A 20667-nucleotide genomic window follows, 5' to 3' on the forward strand; every position below is an offset into this window, starting at 1 on the left:
GCCAGTTGCGAAGGATTACCAGTAACGGTCAACCTTACTCTTCATCATCCAGCAGCAGCGTACCGTCCGGATTCGCGCTCAGATTGTAAGGATCGTTAGTGGACTGCATCGCGTTAAAGATGGCCAGCGCCAGCTCATTATAGCTGTCCGGATTACGGCACAGCAGATATTGCGTATCCGGCAGCACCGGCAGGCCTTCTGCTGCCCCCATCACGCGCAGCTCCGGGCTCATCATTTCAACCGGACGCGCGGTGACACCCAGCCCCGCTTTTACCGCCGCACGTACCGCCGCCAGCGTGGAAGCCACGTAGGAGATACGCCACGGGATACCCGCTTCGTTGAGATGATCAATCGCCATGTCACGGTACGGGCTTGGCTCATCCAGCAGCACCAGCGGAATGGCTTCACCGCGCTGGAAAATGTAATCTGCCGCGCAGTACCACAGCGTTGGCGAGGTGCGCAGCACCTGGTAGGTGAAGTTACCCGGACTGGAGGTGGTCACCACCAGATCCACTTCGCCCTGGTTCAGCATCTCCATCATAAACGGATTACGCTTCACGCGGACGTCGATTGCCAGTTTCGGATACACTGACGTTACGCGGTTGAGCAGAAACGGCAGAATGGTATCAGAGGTATCATCAGACGCGCCAATCGTCAGCACGCCCTGGATATTGCTGTATATTAAAGAAGTGCAGGCTTCATCGTTGAAACGCAGGATCTTCCTAGCGTAGCCAAGCAGCTGAATGCCATGCTCAGTCAGCAATTTGTTACGTCCATGTCTGGCAAACAGCTCTTTACCTACCAATTGTTCCAGACGTTGCATCTGCTGGCTTACGGCTGATTGCGTTCTGCATACTGCTGCAGCGGCTGCTGCAAAGGTATTCAGGTCAGCAACGGCAACAAAAGTACGCACCAGATCGAGGTCGAGATTCAGTATCGGACGATTTGCATTAGTCATGTTATTTCTTCACTTATAAGATTTTTTGAAACTACTACCCTAGTGCATTACCATATTTATCAAAGAGATAAGTGGTAATGGTGCTTAATTATCGCCCTTTGTGAAGGCGCTCATGAAAAAATCGAGTTAGGCGGATGCGGACGAACACATCACCGCAAAGCGGGCAACGGCGTAGTAAAAGTCAGAACAACTTCCTAGGCTAGGGACGTCAGTAGAACGTTGCTGGAAGCTGTGTAGTTGCCTGGTTTCCCGCCAAACTGTCCTGCGGGGCAAAAAGGAATAACATCTTGTTATGCTGATGCGAAGCGATAAAGTGCATCAAATAATAAATTATACTTAATCATTTTTACGCTATAAATGGAAATTTTTTTGTTCAAAACATCGTAATTTTTGACCAAAAGCCATTTCCGGCACATCCTGCCACAACGCTGCTGATTTTTTAATCCGCTTGGTTCTTAAACTGAATGATAAGCGTTAAAGTGACAGCGTAAATGCTATTTAAGCCGCTGCCACGCGGTTTTATCCCCGGCTGACGGGACCTGGTTTCAACCGCCCGGCAAAGCAAATAACCGCCGTCATCACCTTATGCCAGATAGTGCTTAATCATTGCTGCACATTTTTTCGGCATCTAACAAGATTCCTTTAACTATTTCATCAAGTCGCTAACCATTCCTCAGATCGCAGTTAAATGAAAAATTGCTGAATGGCGCGGCGCGCGGCTGGATATCCCGGTTTACAGGCGGCCAGATCAGCACAAGCATTTAATTTTGATTCCTGCCATTTTAATAGATAATTAAACCAGTTTTAATAGTTAAAAATGCGTTTCGCGCCACTGAATCCGGCAAAGCTTGGCTATCGCGCCAAAACCCAGCGCTGCCCTTCTTTTGTTACGGTGAGAGGAGTAAATTGAGCAGGTTTGATTTTAGTGGCAGGTTAAAAGGATTCTGCCCATTAAGGCGGTAACGATGAATTTTCAAATTGATAAATCCGGCAAGCTGGAAAATGTCTGTTACGACATTCGCGGCCCGGTACTGAAAGAAGCTAAACGTCTCGAAGAAGAAGGCAACAAAGTTCTCAAACTCAACATCGGCAACCCTGCCCCGTTTGGTTTTGAAGCCCCTGATGAAATCCTGGTAGACGTCATTCGTAACCTGCTGAGCGCGCAAGGCTATTGCGACTCGAAAGGCCTCTATTCAGCACGTAAAGCCATCATGCAGCACTACCAGGCGCGCGACATGCGCGACGTTACGGTAGAAGATATCTATATTGGCAACGGTGTGTCTGAACTGATCGTGCAGGCGATGTCGGCGCTGCTGAACAGCGGCGATGAGATGCTGGTGCCCGCGCCAGATTATCCGCTGTGGACGGCGGCGGTTTCGCTGTCGAGCGGCAAAGCGGTGCACTATCTGTCTGTGCGACGAATCCGCGGGCTGGTTCCCGGATCTGGATGATATCCGCAGCAAAATCACGCCGCGTACCCGCGAAATCGTGATCATCAACCCCAACAACCCGACCGGTGCGGTGTACAGCAAAGAGCTGCTGCTGGAGATCGTGGAGATCGCCCGCCAGCATAACCTGATCATTTTCGCCGACGAGATCTACGACAAGATTCTGTATGACGAAGCCCAGCATCATTCGACTGCCGCGCTGGCACCGGATCTGCTGACCATGACCTTCAACGGGCTGTCCAAAACCTACCGCGTGGCGGGTTTCCGCCAGGGCTGGATGGTGCTGAACGGACCGAAAAAGCACGCCAAAGGCTATATCGAAGGTCTGGAGATGCTGGCCTCGATGCGTCTGTGCGCTAACGTGCCGGCGCAGCATGCCATTCAGACTACGCTGGGCGGCTATCAGAGCATCAGCGAGTTTATCGCGCCGGGTGGACGGCTGTTTGAGCAGCGCCAGCGCGCCTGGGAACTGATTAACGATATTCCCGGCGTCAGCTGCGTGAAGCCGCAGGGCGCGCTCTATATGTTCCCGCGCATCGATGCGAAGAAATTCAACATTATAGACGATCAGAAAATGGTGCTGGATTTCCTGCTGCAGGAAAAAGTGCTGTTGGTGCAGGGCACCGCCTTTAACTGGCCGTGGCCGGATCACGTGCGCATCGTTACCCTGCCGCGCGTGGACGACCTCGAGATAGCGATCAACAAGTTTGGTCGGTTCCTGCAAGGCTATCGCCAGTAATCTGTGACGCGTATACTGTTTGACTTTCGGGGAGCCGCACAAGCTCCCCGCCGTGCAACAGGAACCGTCCATGACCCGTAGCCACTTTTTCGCCCACCTCTCCCGCCTGAAACTCATCAACCGCTGGCCGCTGATGCGCAATGTGCGCACGGAAAATGTCTCCGAGCACAGTCTGCAGGTCGCCATGGTGGCGCATGCGCTGGCCATCATCAAAAACAAAAAATTTAACGGCAATCTGAATGCCGATCGCATCGCCATGCTGGCGCTGTATCACGATGCCAGTGAAGTGCTGACCGGCGATCTGCCCACGCCGGTAAAGTACTACAACGCGCAGATTGCCCATGAATACAAGAAGATCGAAAAGATTGCTCAGCACAAGCTGATTGAGATGCTGCCGCCTGAGTTGCAGGACGCGTATCGTCCGCTGCTGGATGAGCACCTGCATAGCGAGAGCGAGCAGGCGGTGGTGAAACAGGCCGATGCGCTGTGCGCCTACCTCAAGTGCCTTGAAGAACTGTCGGCCGGCAACAACGAGTTTCTGCTGGCCAAAGTCCGTCTGGAGAAAACGCTGGCGCAGCGGCGATCGCCGGAGATGGACTACTTCGTTGAAGTCTTCATTCCCAGCTTCAGCCTGTCGCTGGATGAAATTTCCCAGGATACGCCGCTGTAACCTGCGCCGATCAGCGTGGGCTGTTTCAGGCGCGGATCGTCAGGCTGAAATAACCGTCCTGCTGTTTACTGATGTGCAGCGGCTGCAGATTTTCCACCTGCAGCGCTACTTCACTCAGGCGTGGCGCATCGGCCGGAGGATTGACCGCCACCACCGCGCTGCCCGCTTCCAGCCCGGCGATAATGCCCGCCGGTGCATCTTCCACTACCACGCATTCTGTCGCAGAAAGCCCGAGCCGCTCAGCACCCAGCAAATAAGGCTCAGGATTGTGCTTACCGAATTTAATGTTCTCGGCGGTAATAAATACCTCCGGCAGCGGTAAGCCGGCCGCTTTATGACGGGCGTGCGCCACCGGGATCGATCCCGAGGTAACAATCGCCCAGGGAATGTAGAGTGCGTTCAGGGTGGCCAGCAACGCGTGTGCACCGGCAATCGCCTGCACGCCTGCCGTGTCTTCTGCTTCCAGCTGCTCCAGCCAGCGAAATTCGGCCTGGATCGCCGCTTCAGACTGGCCCGCCATAAAATGGCGCAGCGAGTTGATCGCCGGTTTGCCGTGAATGTAGTCCAGCACCTGCTGCGCGGCCAGTCCGTGGCGCGCGCTCCAGCGTGACCAGGCGCGATTCACGGCCGGCAGTGAATCTACCAGCGTCCCGTCTAAATCAAATAGAAAACCCCTGTACTTCACACGTTGCTCCTTATTCAGGCATTGAGGATTTGCGCGATCTAATTCTCGCTGAGGTGATACTGACGCGGACAAGTGTGCCACACCGCCAGCATGCGTTGGTATTTTTCCCACATCGGGGTTTGCGCATTGAAGCCGTGGGTGCCGGAATCGAAATGGGTATAGCGCCCTTCTACGATTAACCATAAAGCGCACGTACCCGAGGTAACGCGCTTCGGTGGCCGCGTCGAAGCCGAGAAACGCCAGACGTCGCTCTTCAATGTTGCACGGCGCTTTGTGATTGGACCAGGAAACATGCAGCGCATGATGCATTTCCATAATGTCGATCAGCGTACGGCAGGTCGCCTCGCTCAGCTCGCCAAACTCTTTGTCCAGCTCGCGCAATTGCAGTCCATAGCCGCGTTCAATGATGGTCTGATAGCGACGATAGCGCTCGGCGTTATCCGGCTCAAGCATCGCCATCATCTGGTATTGGTTAGAAAGAATCAGTCGCTGTGCATGGGTCATTTCCATGGTTTACTCCCGGGCCGCAGGGCCGCTTAAGATTTAAACAATGCAGAAATGATTACACAACGAAGGCGATGCGTGTATGTCCGCATCACTATTCTTTGATTTGAACCGGGATTGGGCGCAAATTCTCTGGCAGAGAAAAGCGCCATTTGATCAAAGATCGTCGAGGAAAGTACGGTCGAGCTGCTTAAAAGCACGCTTGAGCACATCCGCCAGCGCCTGGTAAGTCGGCTTACCGTCAACGGGGGGCGATGGCCTGTCCGGCTTCTTCCAGTTTGGCACGCACTTCGTGGAACCAGTGCAGCAGCGTTGGCGGCAGCGGCGTGACGGAACGTTTACCCAGCCACCATAATCCCTGCATCGGCAGGCTACAGGCAAACAGCGCGGTGGCAATCGCCGGACCGAGCTGACCGCCGAGCGCGATTTGCCACGTCAGCGTAAAAATGGCCAGCGGTGGCATAAAGCGAATCGCAAAGCGGGTTGCCGTCACCACACGGTTCTCAGGAAACACCGGCGCCAGACGTTTGTCGGCGGGCCAGGTTTTCATGTAGTGCTGGCCGCGCTGAAATAAGCCGAACCAGCCTGGATTGCCTGCGTCATTCGCCATGGTAGACCTCAACTATCACTGCAGCATTTAAAAAATTTTTATAACTACACAACTTTACGTGACATCCTTCAAAAGATTTTGTCTTTGCGGGTCACTGTAGGTATTCTGACGCCGTTTTTGCCACATTACCGGAAGCCGCAGCTCAATAAAAGAGCGCGCTGGAGCCATGTTTCGCTTCGTGGATTTCAAAAATCTGCGTAAAATTACCGAAATCTTTTGCGTGTCGTTTCTTTTTTGACTAGCGCATGATGTTAATCATTAATCTACCAGCTTTCATAGGCTACGCTGTTAGTCTGATTGCGTTATTTTTAGCCACTATTTAACAAAATAGGTACTTCCATGTCGACGAAGTTAGTACTGGTCCTCAACTGCGGCAGCTCCTCTCTTAAGTTTGCCATTCTCAATCCAGCCAGCGGTGACGAATACCTTTCCGGTCTGGCGGAGTGCTTCCACCTGCCGGAAGCATGCATCAAGTGGAAACTGGACGGCAGCAAACAGGAAGCCCCGCTCGGCGCGGGCGCAGCGCACAGCGAAGCGCTGAACTTCATCGTTAAAACTATTCTGGCACAAAAACCAGAGCTTTCGGCACAAATCGCTGCAATCGGCCATCGTATCGTTCACGGCGGCGAGCAGCTGACGCAATCGGTGGTGATTGACGAGTCCGTAATTCAGGGCATCAAAGACGCGTCGTCCTTCGCACCACTGCACAATCCGGCGCACCTGATCGGTATCGACGAAGCCATGAAAAACTTCCCGCACCTGTCGGATAAAAATGTCGCCGTTTTCGACACCGCCTTCCATCAGACTATGCCGGAAGAGTCCTATCTCTACGCGCTGCCGTACCATCTGTATAAAGAGCACGGCGTGCGCCGCTATGGCGCGCACGGCACCAGTCACTACTATGTGACGCAGGAAGCCGCCAAAATGCTGAACAAGCCGGTCAGCGAGCTGAACATCATCACCTGCCACCTCGGCAACGGCGGGTCCGTGGCCGCCATCCGTAACGGCCAGTGCGTGGATACCTCAATGGGTCTGACGCCGCTGGAAGGTCTGGTGATGGGCACCCGCAGCGGTGACATCGATCCGGCTATCGTCTTCTTCCTGCACGATACGCTGGGCATGAGCGTGGATGCGATCAACAAACTGCTGACCAAAGAGTCCGGCCTGCTGGGCCTGACCGAAGTCACCAGCGATTGCCGTTATGTGGAAGATAACTACGCCACCAAAGACGATGCCAAACGCGCGATGGATGTGTTCTGTCACCGCCTGGCGAAGTACATCGGCAGCTATACCGCGCTGATGGAAGGCCGTCTGGATGCGGTGGTGTTTACCGGCGGTATCGGTGAAAACGCTGCGATGGTGCGTGAGCTGGCGCTGGACAAACTGGGTCTGCTTGGCTTCGAGGTTGACCACGAGCGCAACCTGGCTGCACGCTTCGGCAAGTCCGGCTTCATCAATAAAGAGGGTGCTCGCCCGGCGGTGGTGATTCCAACTAATGAAGAGTGGGTCATTGCCCAGGACGCCGCGCGCCTCACCGCGTAATGTTTCTCTCCGTCAGCTTCGGCTGACGGTATTGTTTTTGACACCCTGTAACACCGCGAGGTTTCTATAGTGTCACGTACAATTATGCTTATTCCTACCGGCACCAGCGTCGGCCTGACCAGCGTCAGCCTTGGCGTGATTCGTGCCATGGAGCGCAAAGGCGTGCGCCTGAGCGTGTTCAAACCGATCGCCCAGCCGCGCGCCGGCGGCGATGCGCCAGACCAGACCACCACCATTATTCGCAAAAACTCCGCCATTCCGGCCGCGGTTTCGCTGCCGATGTCCCGCGTTGAGTCGCTGCTGGGTTCTAACCAGCAGGATGTGCTGATGGAAGAGATCATCGCCAACTACCATGCTAACGCCAAAGATGCGGAAGTGGTGCTGGTGGAAGGCCTGGTTCCGACGCGCAAACATCAGTTTGCCTCGGCGCTGAACTATGAAATTGCCAAAACGCTTAACGCGGAAATCGTCTTCGTCATGTCGCTGGGTAACGACTCTCCGGCACAGCTAAAAGAGCGCATCGAACTGACACAGAGCAGCTTCGGCGGCAGCAAAAACAAAAACATCACCGGCGTTATCATCAACAAACTCAACGCGCCGGTGGATGAGCAGGGCCGTACCCGTCCAGATCTGTCAGAAATTTTCGACGACTCCTCCAAAGCCAGCATCGCCAACATCGATCCTAAGCAGCTGTTCGCTAACAGCCCGCTGCCGGTGCTGGGCTGCGTGCCGTGGAGCTTTAATCTGATCGCGACGCGCGCCATTGATATGTGCCGCCATCTCAACGCGGAGATCATCAACGAAGGTGAAATCCATACGCGTCGCGTCAAATCCGTCACCTTCTGCGCGCGCAGCATCCCGCATATGCTGGAGCACTTCCGTCCGGGCTCGCTGCTGGTGACCTCAGCCGACCGTCCTGACGTGCTGCTGGCGGCCTGTCTGGCGGCAATGAACGGCATCGAAATTGGTGCAGTGCTGCTGACCGGCGGCTATCAAATTGAAGCGCCGATTGCCCGTCTGTGCGAACGCGCCTTCCAGACCGGCCTGCCGGTGTTTATGGTAAAAACCAACACCTGGCAAACCTCGCTCAGCCTGCAGAGCTTTAACCTCGAAGTGCCGGCTGACGATACGCAGCGCATCGAAAAGGTGCAGGAGTACGTGGCCGGCTTTATTAATGCCGACTGGGTTGAATCGCTTACCGCGACGTCCGAACGCAGCCGTCGTCTGTCACCGCCGGCATTCCGCTATCAGCTCACCGAGCTGGCGCGTAAAGCCAGCAAGCGCATCGTACTGCCGGAAGGCGACGAACCGCGTACCGTTAAAGCGGCGGCGATTTGTGCCGAGCGCGGCATCGCCACCTGTGTGCTGCTGGGTAATCCGGATGAGATTCAACGCGTGGCCGCAGCGCAGGGCGTTGAGCTCGGCAAAGGCATTGAAATTGTCGATCCGCAGGTGGTGCGTGATAACTACGTGCCGCGCCTGGTTGAACTGCGTAAGAGCAAAGGCATGACCGAAGTGGTCGCGCAGGAGCAGCTGGAAGATAACGTGGTGCTGGGCACCATGATGCTGGAAAGCGGCGAAGTTGACGGTCTGGTCTCGGGCGCGGTTCACACCACCGCCAACACCATTCGTCCGCCGTTACAGCTGATCAAAACCGCGCCGAATAGCTCGCTGGTCTCCTCGGTGTTCTTCATGCTGCTGCCAGAGCAGGTGCTGGTGTACGGTGACTGCGCCATCAACCCGGATCCTAATCCGGAACAGCTGGCCGAGATCGCGATTCAGTCTGCCGACTCCGCCAAAGCCTTCGGCATCGATCCACGCGTAGCGATGATCTCCTACTCTACCGGTAACTCCGGTGCCGGTAGCGACGTTGAGAAAGTGCGTGAAGCAACGCGCATTGCGCAGGAAAAACGCCCGGATCTGGTGATCGATGGCCCGCTGCAGTACGACGCCGCGATCATGGAAGACATTGCCAAGTCTAAAGCGCCGAACTCGGCGGTGGCCGGACGTGCGACAGTATTTATCTTCCCGGATCTCAACACCGGTAACACCACTTACAAAGCGGTGCAGCGTTCTGCCGACCTGATCTCCATCGGGCCGATGCTGCAGGGCATGCGCAAACCGGTTAACGACCTGTCACGCGGTGCGCTGGTCGATGATATCGTCTACACCATTGCGCTGACGGCGATTCAGTCGCAGCAGGCTGAAGGCTAATCCCCTTCCTTCCCCGCTTCCGCATCAGCCCGCCCGGGCGTGCTTTTTTTTATCTTGCGCCACAACCCTGCCCGTATAAACACACTGGCAAAATCCCGCCTGCGCGCTAACACTGATTACACTCTCCCGCAACTTACGAGGTCAGCAATGAGCAACAGTGATGTGCACAGCCGTCGGATACAGGCCACGCCGCGTGGCGTGGGCGTGATGTGTGATTTCTTTGCGGCGAAAGCCGAAAACGCCATGCTGTGGGACCAGCAGGGGCGCGAATATATTGATTTCGCCGCCGGCATTGCGGTGCTCAATACCGGACACCGGCATCCCAAAGTGCTGGCGGCGGTACAACAGCAGCTGACATGCTTCACCCATACCGCGTTTCAAATCGTGCCGTATGAGAACTACATCCACCTTGCGGAGCGTCTGAATGCGCTGGTGCCGATTGAGAGCGCCGTAAAAACCACCTTCTTCTCTACCGGCGCCGAGGCGGTCGAGAACGCGATGAAAATCGCGCGCGCAGCCACCGGTCGTCCGGGGATTATCGCCTTCAGCGGCGCGTTCCACGGCCGCATCAACATGACCATGGCGCTGACCGGCAAAGTGCTGCCTTACAAAACCGTCTTCGGCCCGTTTGCCAGCCCGGTGTTTCACGCACGCTACCCCAATGCGCTGCATAACGTCAGCGTGCACGATGCGCTCGACAGTCTGGAGACGATTTTCCGCAGCGATATCGCGCCACAGCAGGTGGCGGCCATAATCTTTGAACCGGTTCAGGGCGAAGGCGGATTTTATGTCGCGCCGCCAGAGTTTGTGACGGCGCTGCGTCAGCTGTGCGATCGCCACGGCATCCTGCTGATCGCCGATGAAGTACAAAGCGGTTTTGCGCGCACCGGCAGGCTGTTTGCCAGCGAATATTATGACGTGCAGCCAGATCTGATCACGCTGGCGAAAAGTCTGGCAGGCGGGTTTCCGCTGTCGGCGGTGAGCGGCCGGGCCGCGGTGATGGATGCACCGGAGCCGGGCGGTCTGGGCGGCACTTATGCTGGCCATCCGCCAGCGATTGCCGCCGCGCATGCGGTACTGGATATTATCAGCGAGGAAAACCTGTGCGCACGTGCGCAATGGCTCGGTACGCAACTGGCGGAAGCGTTGAACGGCGCCGGCTGCCGTGCGCTGGCCGAGGTGCGCGGCTATGGCTCGATGATGGCGGCGGAGTTCCATGACGCCAGCGGCCGGCCCTCGGCGGAGATCGCCAAAGCGATTCAGCAGCAGGCGCTGGTCGAAGGATTGATTCTGCTGACCTGCGGCGTGCACAGCAACGTGATCCGCTTTCTTTATCCGTTAACCATTCCCGACGCCCAGTTCAGTACGGCGCTGAACATTCTCACCCGCATTCTCAGCCAGCATTAAACACAAAAGGCACCCTCTCAGGGTGCCTTGATGTGGTAGCGCAGGAATCAGGCTTCGCTGCTTTGCTTACTGCGCACCGCGTCACTGTTGCGGCTCAGCCACAGCGACAGGGCTTTCAGTGAATCATCGGTGAATTCATCACAGCGGACGGTGATCTCTTCCGGCGTCATCCAGAACACTTCATCCACTTCCTCTTCCTGCATGGCAAACGGACCGTGCGACACGCAGCTGAACAGTCCACCCCATACGCGGCAGTGCTGATCTTCGAAGTAGAATTTGCCGTGCTCGGCGAACGGGACATCGGCGATGCCGAGCTCCTCTTCCGCTTCACGACGGGCGGATTCCAGCAGGTCTTCACCGCTTTGCACCACACCGCCCGCAGTGGCATCCAGCATACCCGGCATGAAATCTTTGCTCTCGGTACGGCGTTGCACCAGAATCTTGCCCATGCCGTCATGCACCACAATATAGGTGGCGCGATGGCGCAGACATTGCGCACGCATCTGCGCACGGCTGGCCTGCGCAATCACTTCGTTCTCTTCGCTAACGATATCCACCCACTCGATACCGTCACCTGCCGTTTGATCCACCATCCGGTAACCCTTTCTCTGTTTTCGGCGTGCCCAGCACGCGCCTGTTTGCGATGCTTTATTAGAATGAGCGGTAAGGTAAAGCGTTCTTTTCGCCGCCGCAAGGTTTTAGCGTGCTTTACCCGACTCGGCCAGCCACAGCTGTACCGAGGCGCGCTGCCACTGGAATTCTGCATAGTGCTGCAGCTTCACCGGCAGCGGATCACCGTGCAGCGCCAGCCGGTTAATCATCACCGCCAGGTCGGTGTCGGCAATCGACCACTCGCCAAACAGGTTCTGTTGGCCGTCCGGCAGCAGGCGCTGAACCGCCGCGATCAGTTTACTGGCGGCCTGTTCGCCAGCGGGCGTGAGCGGAGCAAAGCGTTCAGCAGCAAACAGCACTTCGGTGGGACGCTCCGTGCGTAGCGCCAGCAAATCGCTGCGCAGCCACGCCTGTACTTCGCGCGCGTGGGCACGTTTTTTGCGATCGCGCGGATAGAGGCGTTCAAACTCCAGCGCCGGGAAACGCTCTTCAAGGTATTCGGCGATGGCCGAGGATTCATTCAGGCTGACATCATCAATTTGCAGCGTGGGCACACGGCAGGTCAGCGACAGGCCGCGGTATTCATCGTCAAGCTGTGCATTGCGCGACAGGTCAACGCGCCTGAGAGTAAAGGGAATGCCCTTCTCGGTAAGCGCAATATAAACTGACATGGCATACGGGCTAAAAAAACAGGAATCGGACCACAACGTAATGGCGGGATAGTTCATCAGCTGCCTCGGCTAAGCGTCAGGTGTGCATCATGTTTACCGATTTTTGCCGGCTATGGCAATGGCGCGCTGGTCCGATGTTTTGCCGCAGGACCACGGCAAACGGGCGGTTTTTCATCATAAGCGTAAGCGCTGTCACGCCGCAGCGGCACTTCTCTTCTATGCTCAATTCAGAGCAGATAATTAATGACAGGGAGACTAAACATGCACCTGCTTATTACCGGCGGCACCGGCTTGATAGGTCGCCATTTAATTCCGCGCCTGCTGCAGCTGGGCCATCAGGTGAATGTGGTAACGCGTGACGTGGCGGCCGCGCGGGAAAAACTCGATGCGCGCGTGATGCTGTGGTCGGGCATTAACCAGCAGCCCGATCTCAATGCTATTGACGGCGTCATCAATCTGGCGGGAGAACAGATTGCTGACAAGCGCTGGACCGAACAGCAGAAGCAGCGCCTGTGCGAAAGCCGCTGGCAAATCACTGAGCAGATCGTCTCGCTTATCCACGCCAGCAGCAATCCGCCGCGCCTGTTGATTTCCGGCTCGGCCACCGGCTTTTATGGTGGTACAGGCGATGTGGTGGTGACCGAGGACGATCCGGGCCACGAGGAGTTTACCCACACACTGTGCGCCCGCTGGGAGCAGCTGGCGCTGAAGGCGCAAAGCGAGCGCACCCGCGTGTGCCTGCTGCGCACCGGCGTGGTGCTGGCGCGCGAAGGTGGCGCGCTGAGCAAAATGAAGCTGCCGTTCAAACTTGGCGTCGGCGGACCGATTGGCAGCGGCAAACAGTACCTGCCGTGGATCCACGTGGACGATCTGGTCAACGCCATCCTGTGGTTGATCGATAACGATCAGTTGCAGGGCCCGTTCAACATGGTGGCGCCTTACGCGGTGCGTAACGAGCAGTTCGCCGCCACGCTGGGCCAGGTGATGCACCGTCCGGCCTTTATGCGCATCCCGGCCAGCGCCATCAAACTGATGATGGGAGAATCCGCAGTGCTGGTGCTGGGTGGGCAGCACGTGCTGCCGAAGCGGCTGGAGGAGTCCGGCTTCGGTTTCCGCTGGTACGATTTGCAGGAAGCGGTGCAGGATGTCGCCGGCTGACGCACCTCCGCTAAAGGCTTACCGCGGCGCCACGGCGGGCGTGAGGGAAAGCTGCTGAAGGAAACGCGCCGTTAACGGTCGGGCATCCTGCCTGCGCCAGACGGCATACAGCACAATCTCCAGCGCCAGCTCTGGCACGGGCAGCAGGATGACATTATCCGGAATGATCCGCGCCAGACTCTGCTGGATCAGGGTGAAACCCAGCCCGGCTTCAACGCAGGCAAGGGCCGCCAGCGGACCATTCACTTCAAAACGAATATCCGGCTGAAAGCCGGCGCGCTGGCAAGCTGCCAGCAATCGCGCCCGCGCGGCAGGGTTGAGATTTTCCTGGTCGGCAATCCACGCCCGGCCGTGCAAATCAGCCGGCACGGGTGCCGTCAGCGCACTGGATGCTGGCATCGCCAGCAGCACCGGTTCGGTCGCGCTCTTCTTATGCAGAAAACCCGCGTCGTCGTGCGGCAGCGTATGCACAATGGCAATATCGATCGCCCCCGCTTCTAACCGGGCAATTTGCTGTGCGGAACGTAACGCATGCAGCCGGACATCGACGCCAGACCCCGGCGCCAGGCGTGCCAGCGCAGCGGGCAGCAGGCGCGAGTGAATAGCCGCCTCCACATATCCAATATCCAGCCGCCCGACGTCACCCTGCTGCAGATGCTGCGCATAATCTTTTAGCCGTTCGTGATGCTGCAAAAAGGGCGTCACCTCGGTGAGAAAGCGCCTGCCCTCGTCCGTCAGGCGCAGACGTTTCTTTTCACGGTGAAACAGCACCATCTCCAGTTCGCTTTCCAGCTGCTGAATTTGCCGGCTAAGCGGTGACGGCGAAATATGTAACCGTTCCGCAGCCTGACCAATATGCTCCAGTGCCGCGACAGTGGCAAAGGCGCGCAAAATTTTTATGTCCATGACAATTTGGGTCTCAACTCTGTCAAAAATGACGCTGGTCACCTTAACGGTCCTAGCGTCATTATCGCGCTAACAGCCACTGACGCAGCATTATCATCGCGCTAATCAGCCGCGAAAATTGCAGCGTTATTTTGTTTAACGTGAACGAGTAAATTAGCGCACTGAGATCATTATGAGCCAGTCAATATTTTCACACACCACAGGGAAATATCAGGTCAGCGCCATCAGCGATGGCACCATGCAAGCCAGTCTGAGTTTATTAACGGATATCCACTAGGACGATGCGGTCGATCTGCAACGTAAGGCAGCCATAGCACAGCCGGGCGAAATCCATGTGTTTTGTTATCTGATCCGCGGTCAGGGACGCGTGATTCTGGTGGATACCGGTATGGGAAAACGCGATGCGCATAGCGGCAAATTACTGCCTCATCTGCAGCTGGCCGGGGTAACGCCGGACGACATCGATACCCTGTTATTAACCCATGCGCACCCCGATCATATTGGCAGCTTGCTGGACAGCGCGGGTCAGCCGGTCTTTCGCCATGCCCGGCTCTGCCTCAGCCACAGCGAAGCCGCATTCTGGCAGGATGATGCGGCGATCAGCCAGCTGAGTGAACGCGCGCAGTTAAACGCGGCGCTGCTGCGGCGCACGCTGCAGGCTTATGGCCCGCGGCTGCAGCTGATGGCGGATGAGGAGATCAGCCCGGGAATCCGTGCGCTGGCGTTACCCGGTCATACCCCGGGGCATTGCGGGTTTCGCATTGATTCAGACGGCGAGAGTTTATTGATCTTGGGTGATATTGTGCATTACCCGCCTGTTCAGCTGGCCTGCCCGCAGGTTTCCATTGCCTTCGATATTGATCCCGTCATGGCCAGAGAGACGCGCCGGCGTATTTTGCAGCAGGTCGCAGCGGATAATACTGTTATTGCCGGCATGCATTTTGGCGCGTCTGGCTTTGCCAGAATCGTGGCGTTAGCGGACGGCGGTTATACGGCCAGCTATGTGTCAGCGTGTCACGATGGCGAAGCGAGTGAATAATGACAGAATAAATAACAGGCGGATTTGCGGTGACATTACACCTGACTCTCCGCCTGTTATCACTCATGCCTGTTTCGGCTGGCCGTTCGACGCCGTCAGGCCATCATCGACCGGCAGGTTAACGCCGGTGATATAACGCGCGTCGTCGCTGGCGATGAAAGCAATCGCGCTGGCGATATCTTCCGGTTCACCGGCGCGGCCCAGTGGAATTCGGTCATAGAAGCGTGCGAGCAGCGCCTCATCGTTTTTCATCTCTTCGGTGAGATCGGTGAAGGTAAAGCCAGGGCAAACGGCGTTAACACGCACGCCGTCCGTGCCATAATCCATCGCCAGCGCGCGGGTAAAATTGGTTACCGCGCCCTTGGCGGCGTTATACACACTCATGCCCCAGTCACCGCCCAGTCCGGATACCGACGAGGTATTCACCACGTTGCCTTTACTGTTGAGCAGCGCGGGCATAAAGAAGTGGGTGCAGTAAAATACACCGTCGAGGTCAGTACTCATCAGCGACTTCCAGTCCGCTATCGACACTTCGTGAATTTTGCCCTGCACGATGCTGCCGGCGTTATTCACCAGCACATCCACACGCCCATACTGTCGCTGCACCTGCTCTGCCAGCTGTTTAACCTGATCCGCATCGCCGACGTCGCAGGGTGCCACCAGATGATTATCTCCGCTGAGTGTGCTCAGCACCTGTTCCAGCTTGTCGCGGGTTCTGCCCACTAGCACCACCTGTGCGCCTTCACTGGCGAAACGCAGCGCCGCTGCGGCACCAATGCCGGCTCCGGCTCCGGTGATCACCACAACTTTTTCTGCAAAGCGCGACATATTTCCTCCTGGTTATTTCGCGGTTGAAACGGTTAAGCTTGACAGCCAGCGCGTTGAGTTCAAGCGAAGCCCGCAGATTTTACGTGGCGCTTAGTTCAGGAAAAAACCGGCGGATTATCAAATAGTGCACTTTTTTGTACGGTTATTGGTCGCCACCACGCAGCCCGTCTACAGTTAACATTCGCCATAAAAATTTACAAAAACTGAAGATTCCGGCCCGTCGTGTCGCCACGCACTCCGGCCGGTTACGCCTTATCTTGTTACTCTGTCTGGAAGCGATGATGAAAAAAAGAGCCAAAACCCTGCCCGGTGTCACACGACGCCAGGTACTGACCTGGTCCACGCTGGGCGTTGCCGCTGGCGTCACCCGCGCTGCCGATGCCGTCTCCCTCAAGGGCGCACCCGGCTGGACACCCTTCGCCGATAACCCACCGGAACAGTTCCAGGCTCAGGGCTGGCTGTTCTTCACCGATGAAGAAGCGCGCACCGTGGAAGCCATGGTTGACCGCATTATCCCGGCGGACGAATTGAGCGTGGGCGGCAAAGAAGCCGGCTGCGCTGTCTTTATCGACCGCCAGCTGCACGGCTTTTATGGCACCTTCGAACGCCTCTACATGCAGGGCCCGTTTCAGGAGGGCACCACCGAACAGGGCGACCAGTCGCCGCTGGTGCCGCAACAGCGCTATCGCCAGGGGCTGGCGGCGCTCAACCGCTACGTGCAGCAAACCTCGCAAAAGAACTTTGTCGATCTGACGCCAGCGCAGCAGGATGCGCTGCTGGCAGACATGGAAGCCGGAAAGGTGCATTTCAGCGGCTTTGATGCGCAGTCGCTGTTTCTTGAGGTGCTGAACAACACAGTGGAAGGCTTCTTTGCCGATCCGATCTACGGCGGCAACAAAGATATGGTGTCGTGGAAGATGCTGGGCTTTCCCGGCGCGCGCTATGACTATCGCGAATACATTGAGCGCCACAACGAAAATCTGGGCTTAGAGCCGATCAGCATTGCGCAATGGAAAGCTCGGGGATAAATGATGACTAAATTACCGAAAACCGATGTAGTGGTGATTGGTCTTGGCTGGGCCGGATCGATTATCGCCAATGAACTGGCCGACGAAGGCCTGGAAGTGATCGGCATCGAGCGCGGCCCGTGGCGCGACACCGCGCGCGACTTCAATATTGGCACCGTCACCGACGAACTGCGCTACGTGATGAGCGAAGAGCTGATGCTGCGCACGCGGCAGAACACCTGCACCATGCGCAACAATCCGTCGCAAACCGCCCTGCCGATGCGCACCTAGGGCTCGTTCCATCCGGGCAACGGCACCGGCGGCGCGGGCAACCACTGGGCCGGCATTACCTTTCGCTTTCAGCCGGAAGAGTTTCGCCTGAAAAGCCACCTGACCGAACGCTACGGTGCCAGTGCCATTCCGGATGAGCTGGTGCTACAGGACTGGGGCACCAGCTGGGAAGAGATGGAGCCGCACTATATGCAGTTTGAGCGCGTGGCCGGCACCTCGGGTTACGCCGGCAATATTCAGGGACAGAAACGGACGGGCGGCAATCCGTTCGAGGGCGCGCGGTCGGCCGACTACCCGACGCCGCCGCTGCGCCAGCCCTATGGTCCAACGCTGTTTGCCGAAGCAGCAAAAAATCTCGGCTACCAGCCTTTTCCGGTGCCGTCCTCGCTGGTCTCAGAGGCGTACACCAATCCCTATGGCGTCACCATGGGTCCCTGCACCTTCTGCGGCTTCTGCACCAACTACGGTTGTGTCAACTACTCGAAAGCCAGCGCCATCACCACCGTGCTGCCGGCGCTGATGCGCAAAGAGAACTTTACCGCGTACACCAACTGCGAAGTGCTGGAAGTACTGACCGACGCCAGCGGCAAACAGGCCACCGGCGTCACCTACATTGATTCCTCCGGCGATAAGTGGGAACAGCCAGCCGATCTGGTGATCGTCGCCGCCTTTACCTTTGAAAACGTGCGCCTGATGCTGCTCTCCGGCATTGGCCAGGCCTATGATCCGGTCACCAATAAAGGCACCACCGGGCGCAATTACGCCTATCAGACCGCCAACGGCGTCACGCTGTTTTTCGACAACAAAAACTTTAACCCGTTTATCGGTGCCGGCGCGGTGGGCATGGGCATTGATGAATTCAATAACGATAATTTTGACCACAGCGGTCTGGGCTTCTTCGGCGGCGGCAGCATCCGCGTGACGCCCATTAACTCGATGCCGATTGGCTACCGGCCGCTGCCGCCCAACACGCCCAAATGGGGCTCGAAGTGGAAGCGCGCGCTGAAAGACAACTATCTCAGCACCATGTCGATTGGCTGCGAGGCCAGCAGCTACACCACGCGCACCAACTATCTGTCGCTCGATCCCAACTACAAAGATCCGCATGGCCGATCGCTGCTGCGCATTACCTTCGACTTTGCGGCGAACGATCTGAAAATGGCGCAGTACTGCACCGGTAAAGTGGCGGAAATCGCTAAATCGATGAACCCACGCGAGATGATTGTCAAACCGATGACCGGCCACTGGAGCAGCGTGCCGTATCAGTCGTCGCATGTGGTTGGCGGTTTTATCATGGGCAGCGATCCCTCAACCAGCTCGGTCAATAAACATTTGCAGGTGTGGGATGTACCGAACCTGTTCGTGGTGGGCGCGTCAGCCTTTCCGCAAAACCCGGGCTATAACCCGACCGGCACCGTCGGCGCGCTGGCGTTCAAAGCGGTGCATGCGATTCGTCACTACTATCTGCAGCGTCCCGGGGAGATGATTACCGCATGAAAACACGCCTCTCTCTGTGCGCTGCCGCGCTGCTGCTCACCAGCTTCGTGTCTCACGCCCAGCCGGAATACGATCAGTACGCGCGCGGCAGCTATATTGCCACGCTGGCGGACTGCACCGCCTGCCACACCGCCGATCCAGCCGTTTGCCGGGGGCGTCAGGTTGCAGACGCCGTTTGGTACGCTGGTCGGCGCTAATATCACGCCGGATCGCGAAACCGGTATCGGCAACTGGCGCTATGAAGATTTCCGCCGCGCGATGCCGTTCACCGCTTACACCAAAATGTCGTATAAGGATCTGCAGGATTTGTGGGCATGGATGCAGACGCTGCAGCCGATACACAACCTGGTCGAGACCAATCAGCTGCCCTTCCCTTTCAACATCCGTACCAGCCTGATGGTGTGGAACTGGGTCAACTTTGACCGGTGCGCGTTCCAGCCGGACGCCAGTCAATCCGCCCAGTGGAATCGCGGTGTGTATCTGGTGCAGGGCGCGGGCCACTGCGGCACCTGCCATACGCCGAAAAATCTGCTCGGCGGGGATAAAAACGGCTCGTTTTTGCGTGGCGAAGTGGTCGAAGGCTGGATGGCCCCGGACATCACCGCGAACCCTCACAGCGGGCTGGGCAAATGGAGCCAGCAGGATATCGTCAGCTACCTGCGTACCGGCGTGAACCGTTTCGATATCGCTTCCGGTCCAATGGCCGACGCGGTGCGTCACTCCACTCAGCACTGGCGCGATGAAGATCTGCAGGCGGTTGCGGTGTACCTGAAAAGCGGTGAATCGCGTGATGAGAAAGCGCCCGCCGCACTTGCCGCGACGGACGATCGCATGAAGCTGGGCGCGCAGATCTATGCGGCGAAGTGCTCAGCCTGCCACAGCCCGGGTGGCCGCTGTGAGAAGAATATCTTCCCGCAGCTGGCGGACAATTCGTTGCTCAATCTGGAGGATGCCACCTCGCTAATTCGGGTGGTCGCCGCCGGCAGTCGCGGTGTCGATACCGATGCCCGCCCCACGGCACCGGCAATGCCGGCCTTTGCCGGCACGCTGGGTGATGAGGAGATCGCCGCGGTGGTTAGCTACATCCGCAACAGCTGGGGAAATGCCGCCGCACCGATCAGCGCTGATGAGGTGAAGAAAGTGAAACAGCGGCTGGAATAGCGCCATGTCAGCACCGGCAGCGGCGGCTGCCGGTGCGACAGGCTCAGCTTTAGCTGCGCTGCTGCACAACCGACGACTTCACCGCTGACGCTTCCCGGGTGTGTCCCGGCTGCGGCACGCGGATGATAAAGGTCAGCACGCCGGCGAACAGGTAGAGCGCGGTATAGGCCCACACCACCCCTACGATATCGAAGAACGGCAGCAGCAGCGAGGCAATCGCCGGGGCAACAAAGTTACTCAGCCCGGCCCACAGATTGTAAATCGATACCGCTGCGCCCTTATGATGCGGTTCCAGCGTCGGGAACACCGCGTTCATCGGCACAAAGGCAGCGACAAAGATCCCCAGCATGATCGCCGGAATCAGCGCCACCCAGAAGTTATGCCCGGCATACAGCGGCAGGTAGTAAAACGCCAGGCTGGAGATCGCCATACCGAGACAGCCGAACCAGCGCACCTGACGGCTCCAGCCCAGCTTCTCACCGGTAATACCCCAGAAAATATTGGTAAAGATGGTGACAAAGAAGAACATCGCCCAAATCTGCAGCCATTCGGAGATGGTAAAGCCCAGCCGATCGACAAACAGCAGCGGCATGATGATGGCAAAACCAAACAGCGATAGCGTATTGATGATGCGGATCAGGCAGGCAGCAACGCGCGCGCCTGCTGTTGTTGTACATAGAGTTCACGGAACAGGCGCAGCCGCTGCTGCAGCTCAGCCCC

At 57.3% G+C, this 20667-nt stretch carries 15 protein-coding genes and 5 pseudogenes; 11 read left to right on the forward strand and 9 right to left on the reverse strand.

The features are described 5' to 3' along the window. Positions 1–34: 34 nt before the first annotated feature. Positions 35–958: a transcriptional regulator LrhA gene (gene lrhA, locus AC6I8M_RS02345; RefSeq protein ID WP_010616074.1), complete on the reverse strand. Its 924-nt coding sequence runs from the start codon at positions 956–958 to the stop codon at positions 35–37. A gap of 965 nt (positions 959–1923) precedes the next feature. Here lrhA and AC6I8M_RS02350 point away from each other — a divergent pair. Together AC6I8M_RS02350 and yfbR are read left to right on the forward strand one after the other, a co-directional pair. Continuing rightward, positions 1924–3145 (forward strand): annotated as a pseudogene (locus tag AC6I8M_RS02350) (pyridoxal phosphate-dependent aminotransferase). Positions 3146–3215: 70 nt separating this feature from the next. After that, positions 3216–3815, forward strand: coding sequence for a 5'-deoxynucleotidase (gene yfbR / locus AC6I8M_RS02355; protein ID WP_010616072.1), 600 nt, complete (start codon positions 3216–3218; stop codon positions 3813–3815). Between the two features lie 25 nt (positions 3816–3840). On the opposite strand, the gene AC6I8M_RS02360 is transcribed toward yfbR, so the two are convergent. The 3 genes and pseudogenes from AC6I8M_RS02360 to yfbV all read right to left on the reverse strand — a co-directional run bounded on the left by AC6I8M_RS02360 (position 3841) and on the right by yfbV (position 5614). Continuing rightward, entirely contained in the window at positions 3841–4500 is a 660-nt protein-coding gene (locus tag AC6I8M_RS02360; protein ID WP_498013652.1) for a sugar phosphatase, read from the reverse strand. Positions 4501–4538: 38 nt separating this feature from the next. Continuing rightward, positions 4539–5010: pseudogene (locus AC6I8M_RS02365) on the reverse strand (YfbU family protein). Between the two features lie 150 nt (positions 5011–5160). After that, positions 5161–5614: pseudogene (yfbV, locus tag AC6I8M_RS02370) on the reverse strand (terminus macrodomain insulation protein YfbV). Between the two features lie 339 nt (positions 5615–5953). Between yfbV and ackA the strand changes: the two are divergent. The 3 genes from ackA (at position 5954) to AC6I8M_RS02385 (ending at position 10777) form a co-directional block, all read left to right on the forward strand. Further along, the gene (gene ackA, locus AC6I8M_RS02375; protein ID WP_058948657.1) at positions 5954–7156 is read left to right on the forward strand and encodes an acetate kinase; all 1203 of its coding nucleotides are present in this window, start codon (positions 5954–5956) and stop codon (positions 7154–7156) included. A 69-nt stretch (positions 7157–7225) separates the two neighbouring features. Continuing rightward, positions 7226–9370 carry a phosphate acetyltransferase gene (pta, locus tag AC6I8M_RS02380; RefSeq protein ID WP_010616067.1) on the forward strand — a complete coding sequence of 715 codons (2145 nt, stop codon included), beginning with the start codon at positions 7226–7228 and terminating at the stop codon, positions 9368–9370. 147 nt (positions 9371–9517) lie between these two features. Continuing rightward, the gene (locus AC6I8M_RS02385) at positions 9518–10777 is read left to right on the forward strand and encodes a 4-aminobutyrate--2-oxoglutarate transaminase (RefSeq protein ID WP_010616066.1); all 1260 of its coding nucleotides are present in this window, start codon (positions 9518–9520) and stop codon (positions 10775–10777) included. Between the two features lie 47 nt (positions 10778–10824). On the opposite strand, the gene yfcD is transcribed toward AC6I8M_RS02385, so the two are convergent. Both yfcD and yfcF read right to left on the reverse strand, forming a co-directional pair. After that, positions 10825–11370 (reverse strand): NUDIX hydrolase YfcD, encoded by a 546-nt coding sequence (yfcD, locus tag AC6I8M_RS02390; protein WP_010616065.1) that lies wholly within the window; start codon positions 11368–11370, stop codon positions 10825–10827. Between the two features lie 105 nt (positions 11371–11475). Then, a complete protein-coding gene (gene yfcF / locus AC6I8M_RS02395) occupies positions 11476–12117 on the reverse strand; it encodes a glutathione transferase (RefSeq protein ID WP_498013653.1) in 642 nt (213 codons plus the stop codon). A gap of 204 nt (positions 12118–12321) precedes the next feature. Here yfcF and AC6I8M_RS02400 point away from each other — a divergent pair, with 204 nt between their 5' ends. Beyond that, positions 12322–13218, forward strand: a complete 897-nt coding sequence (locus tag AC6I8M_RS02400; protein WP_010616750.1) for a TIGR01777 family oxidoreductase — start codon at positions 12322–12324, stop codon at positions 13216–13218. An 18-nt stretch (positions 13219–13236) separates the two neighbouring features. Here the strand turns inward: AC6I8M_RS02400 and AC6I8M_RS02405 are convergent, their stop codons facing one another. Beyond that, complete coding sequence (locus AC6I8M_RS02405; protein ID WP_498013654.1) at positions 13237–14124, reverse strand: LysR substrate-binding domain-containing protein; 888 nt, start codon at positions 14122–14124, stop codon at positions 13237–13239. A gap of 334 nt (positions 14125–14458) precedes the next feature. Here AC6I8M_RS02405 and AC6I8M_RS02410 point away from each other — a divergent pair, with 334 nt between their 5' ends. Next, complete coding sequence (locus AC6I8M_RS02410) at positions 14459–15163, forward strand: MBL fold metallo-hydrolase (protein ID WP_010616753.1); 705 nt, start codon at positions 14459–14461, stop codon at positions 15161–15163. A gap of 63 nt (positions 15164–15226) precedes the next feature. Here AC6I8M_RS02410 and budC read toward each other — a convergent pair whose 3' ends face one another. After that, positions 15227–15991 (reverse strand): meso-2,3-butanediol dehydrogenase, encoded by a 765-nt coding sequence (budC, locus tag AC6I8M_RS02415; protein ID WP_010616754.1) that lies wholly within the window; start codon positions 15989–15991, stop codon positions 15227–15229. Between the two features lie 281 nt (positions 15992–16272). On the opposite strand from budC, the gene AC6I8M_RS02420 reads away from it, so the two are divergent. The 4 genes and pseudogenes from AC6I8M_RS02420 (at position 16273) to AC6I8M_RS02435 (ending at position 19947) form a co-directional block, all read left to right on the forward strand. Continuing rightward, positions 16273–17019, forward strand: coding sequence for a gluconate 2-dehydrogenase subunit 3 family protein (locus AC6I8M_RS02420; protein ID WP_041387179.1), 747 nt, complete (start codon positions 16273–16275; stop codon positions 17017–17019). Continuing rightward, a pseudogene (locus AC6I8M_RS02425) lies at positions 17020–18786 on the forward strand (GMC family oxidoreductase). It begins immediately after the preceding gene. Next, entirely contained in the window at positions 18783–18983 is a 201-nt protein-coding gene (locus tag AC6I8M_RS02430; RefSeq protein ID WP_010617508.1) for a hypothetical protein, read from the forward strand. The pseudogene AC6I8M_RS02425 and the gene AC6I8M_RS02430 overlap by 4 nt, the downstream one beginning before the upstream one ends. Continuing rightward, positions 18949–19947, forward strand: a complete 999-nt coding sequence (locus AC6I8M_RS02435; protein WP_010617507.1) for a c-type cytochrome — start codon at positions 18949–18951, stop codon at positions 19945–19947. The genes AC6I8M_RS02430 and AC6I8M_RS02435 overlap by 35 nt, the downstream gene beginning before the upstream one ends. Positions 19948–19996: 49 nt before the next feature. On the opposite strand, the pseudogene AC6I8M_RS02440 reads toward AC6I8M_RS02435, so the two are convergent. Further along, positions 19997–20593, reverse strand: a pseudogene (locus tag AC6I8M_RS02440) (MFS transporter); the annotation flags it as partial. Positions 20594–20667 lie beyond the last annotated feature (74 nt).

The sequence above is a fragment of the Type-A symbiont of Plautia stali genome (genome assembly GCF_059731155.1).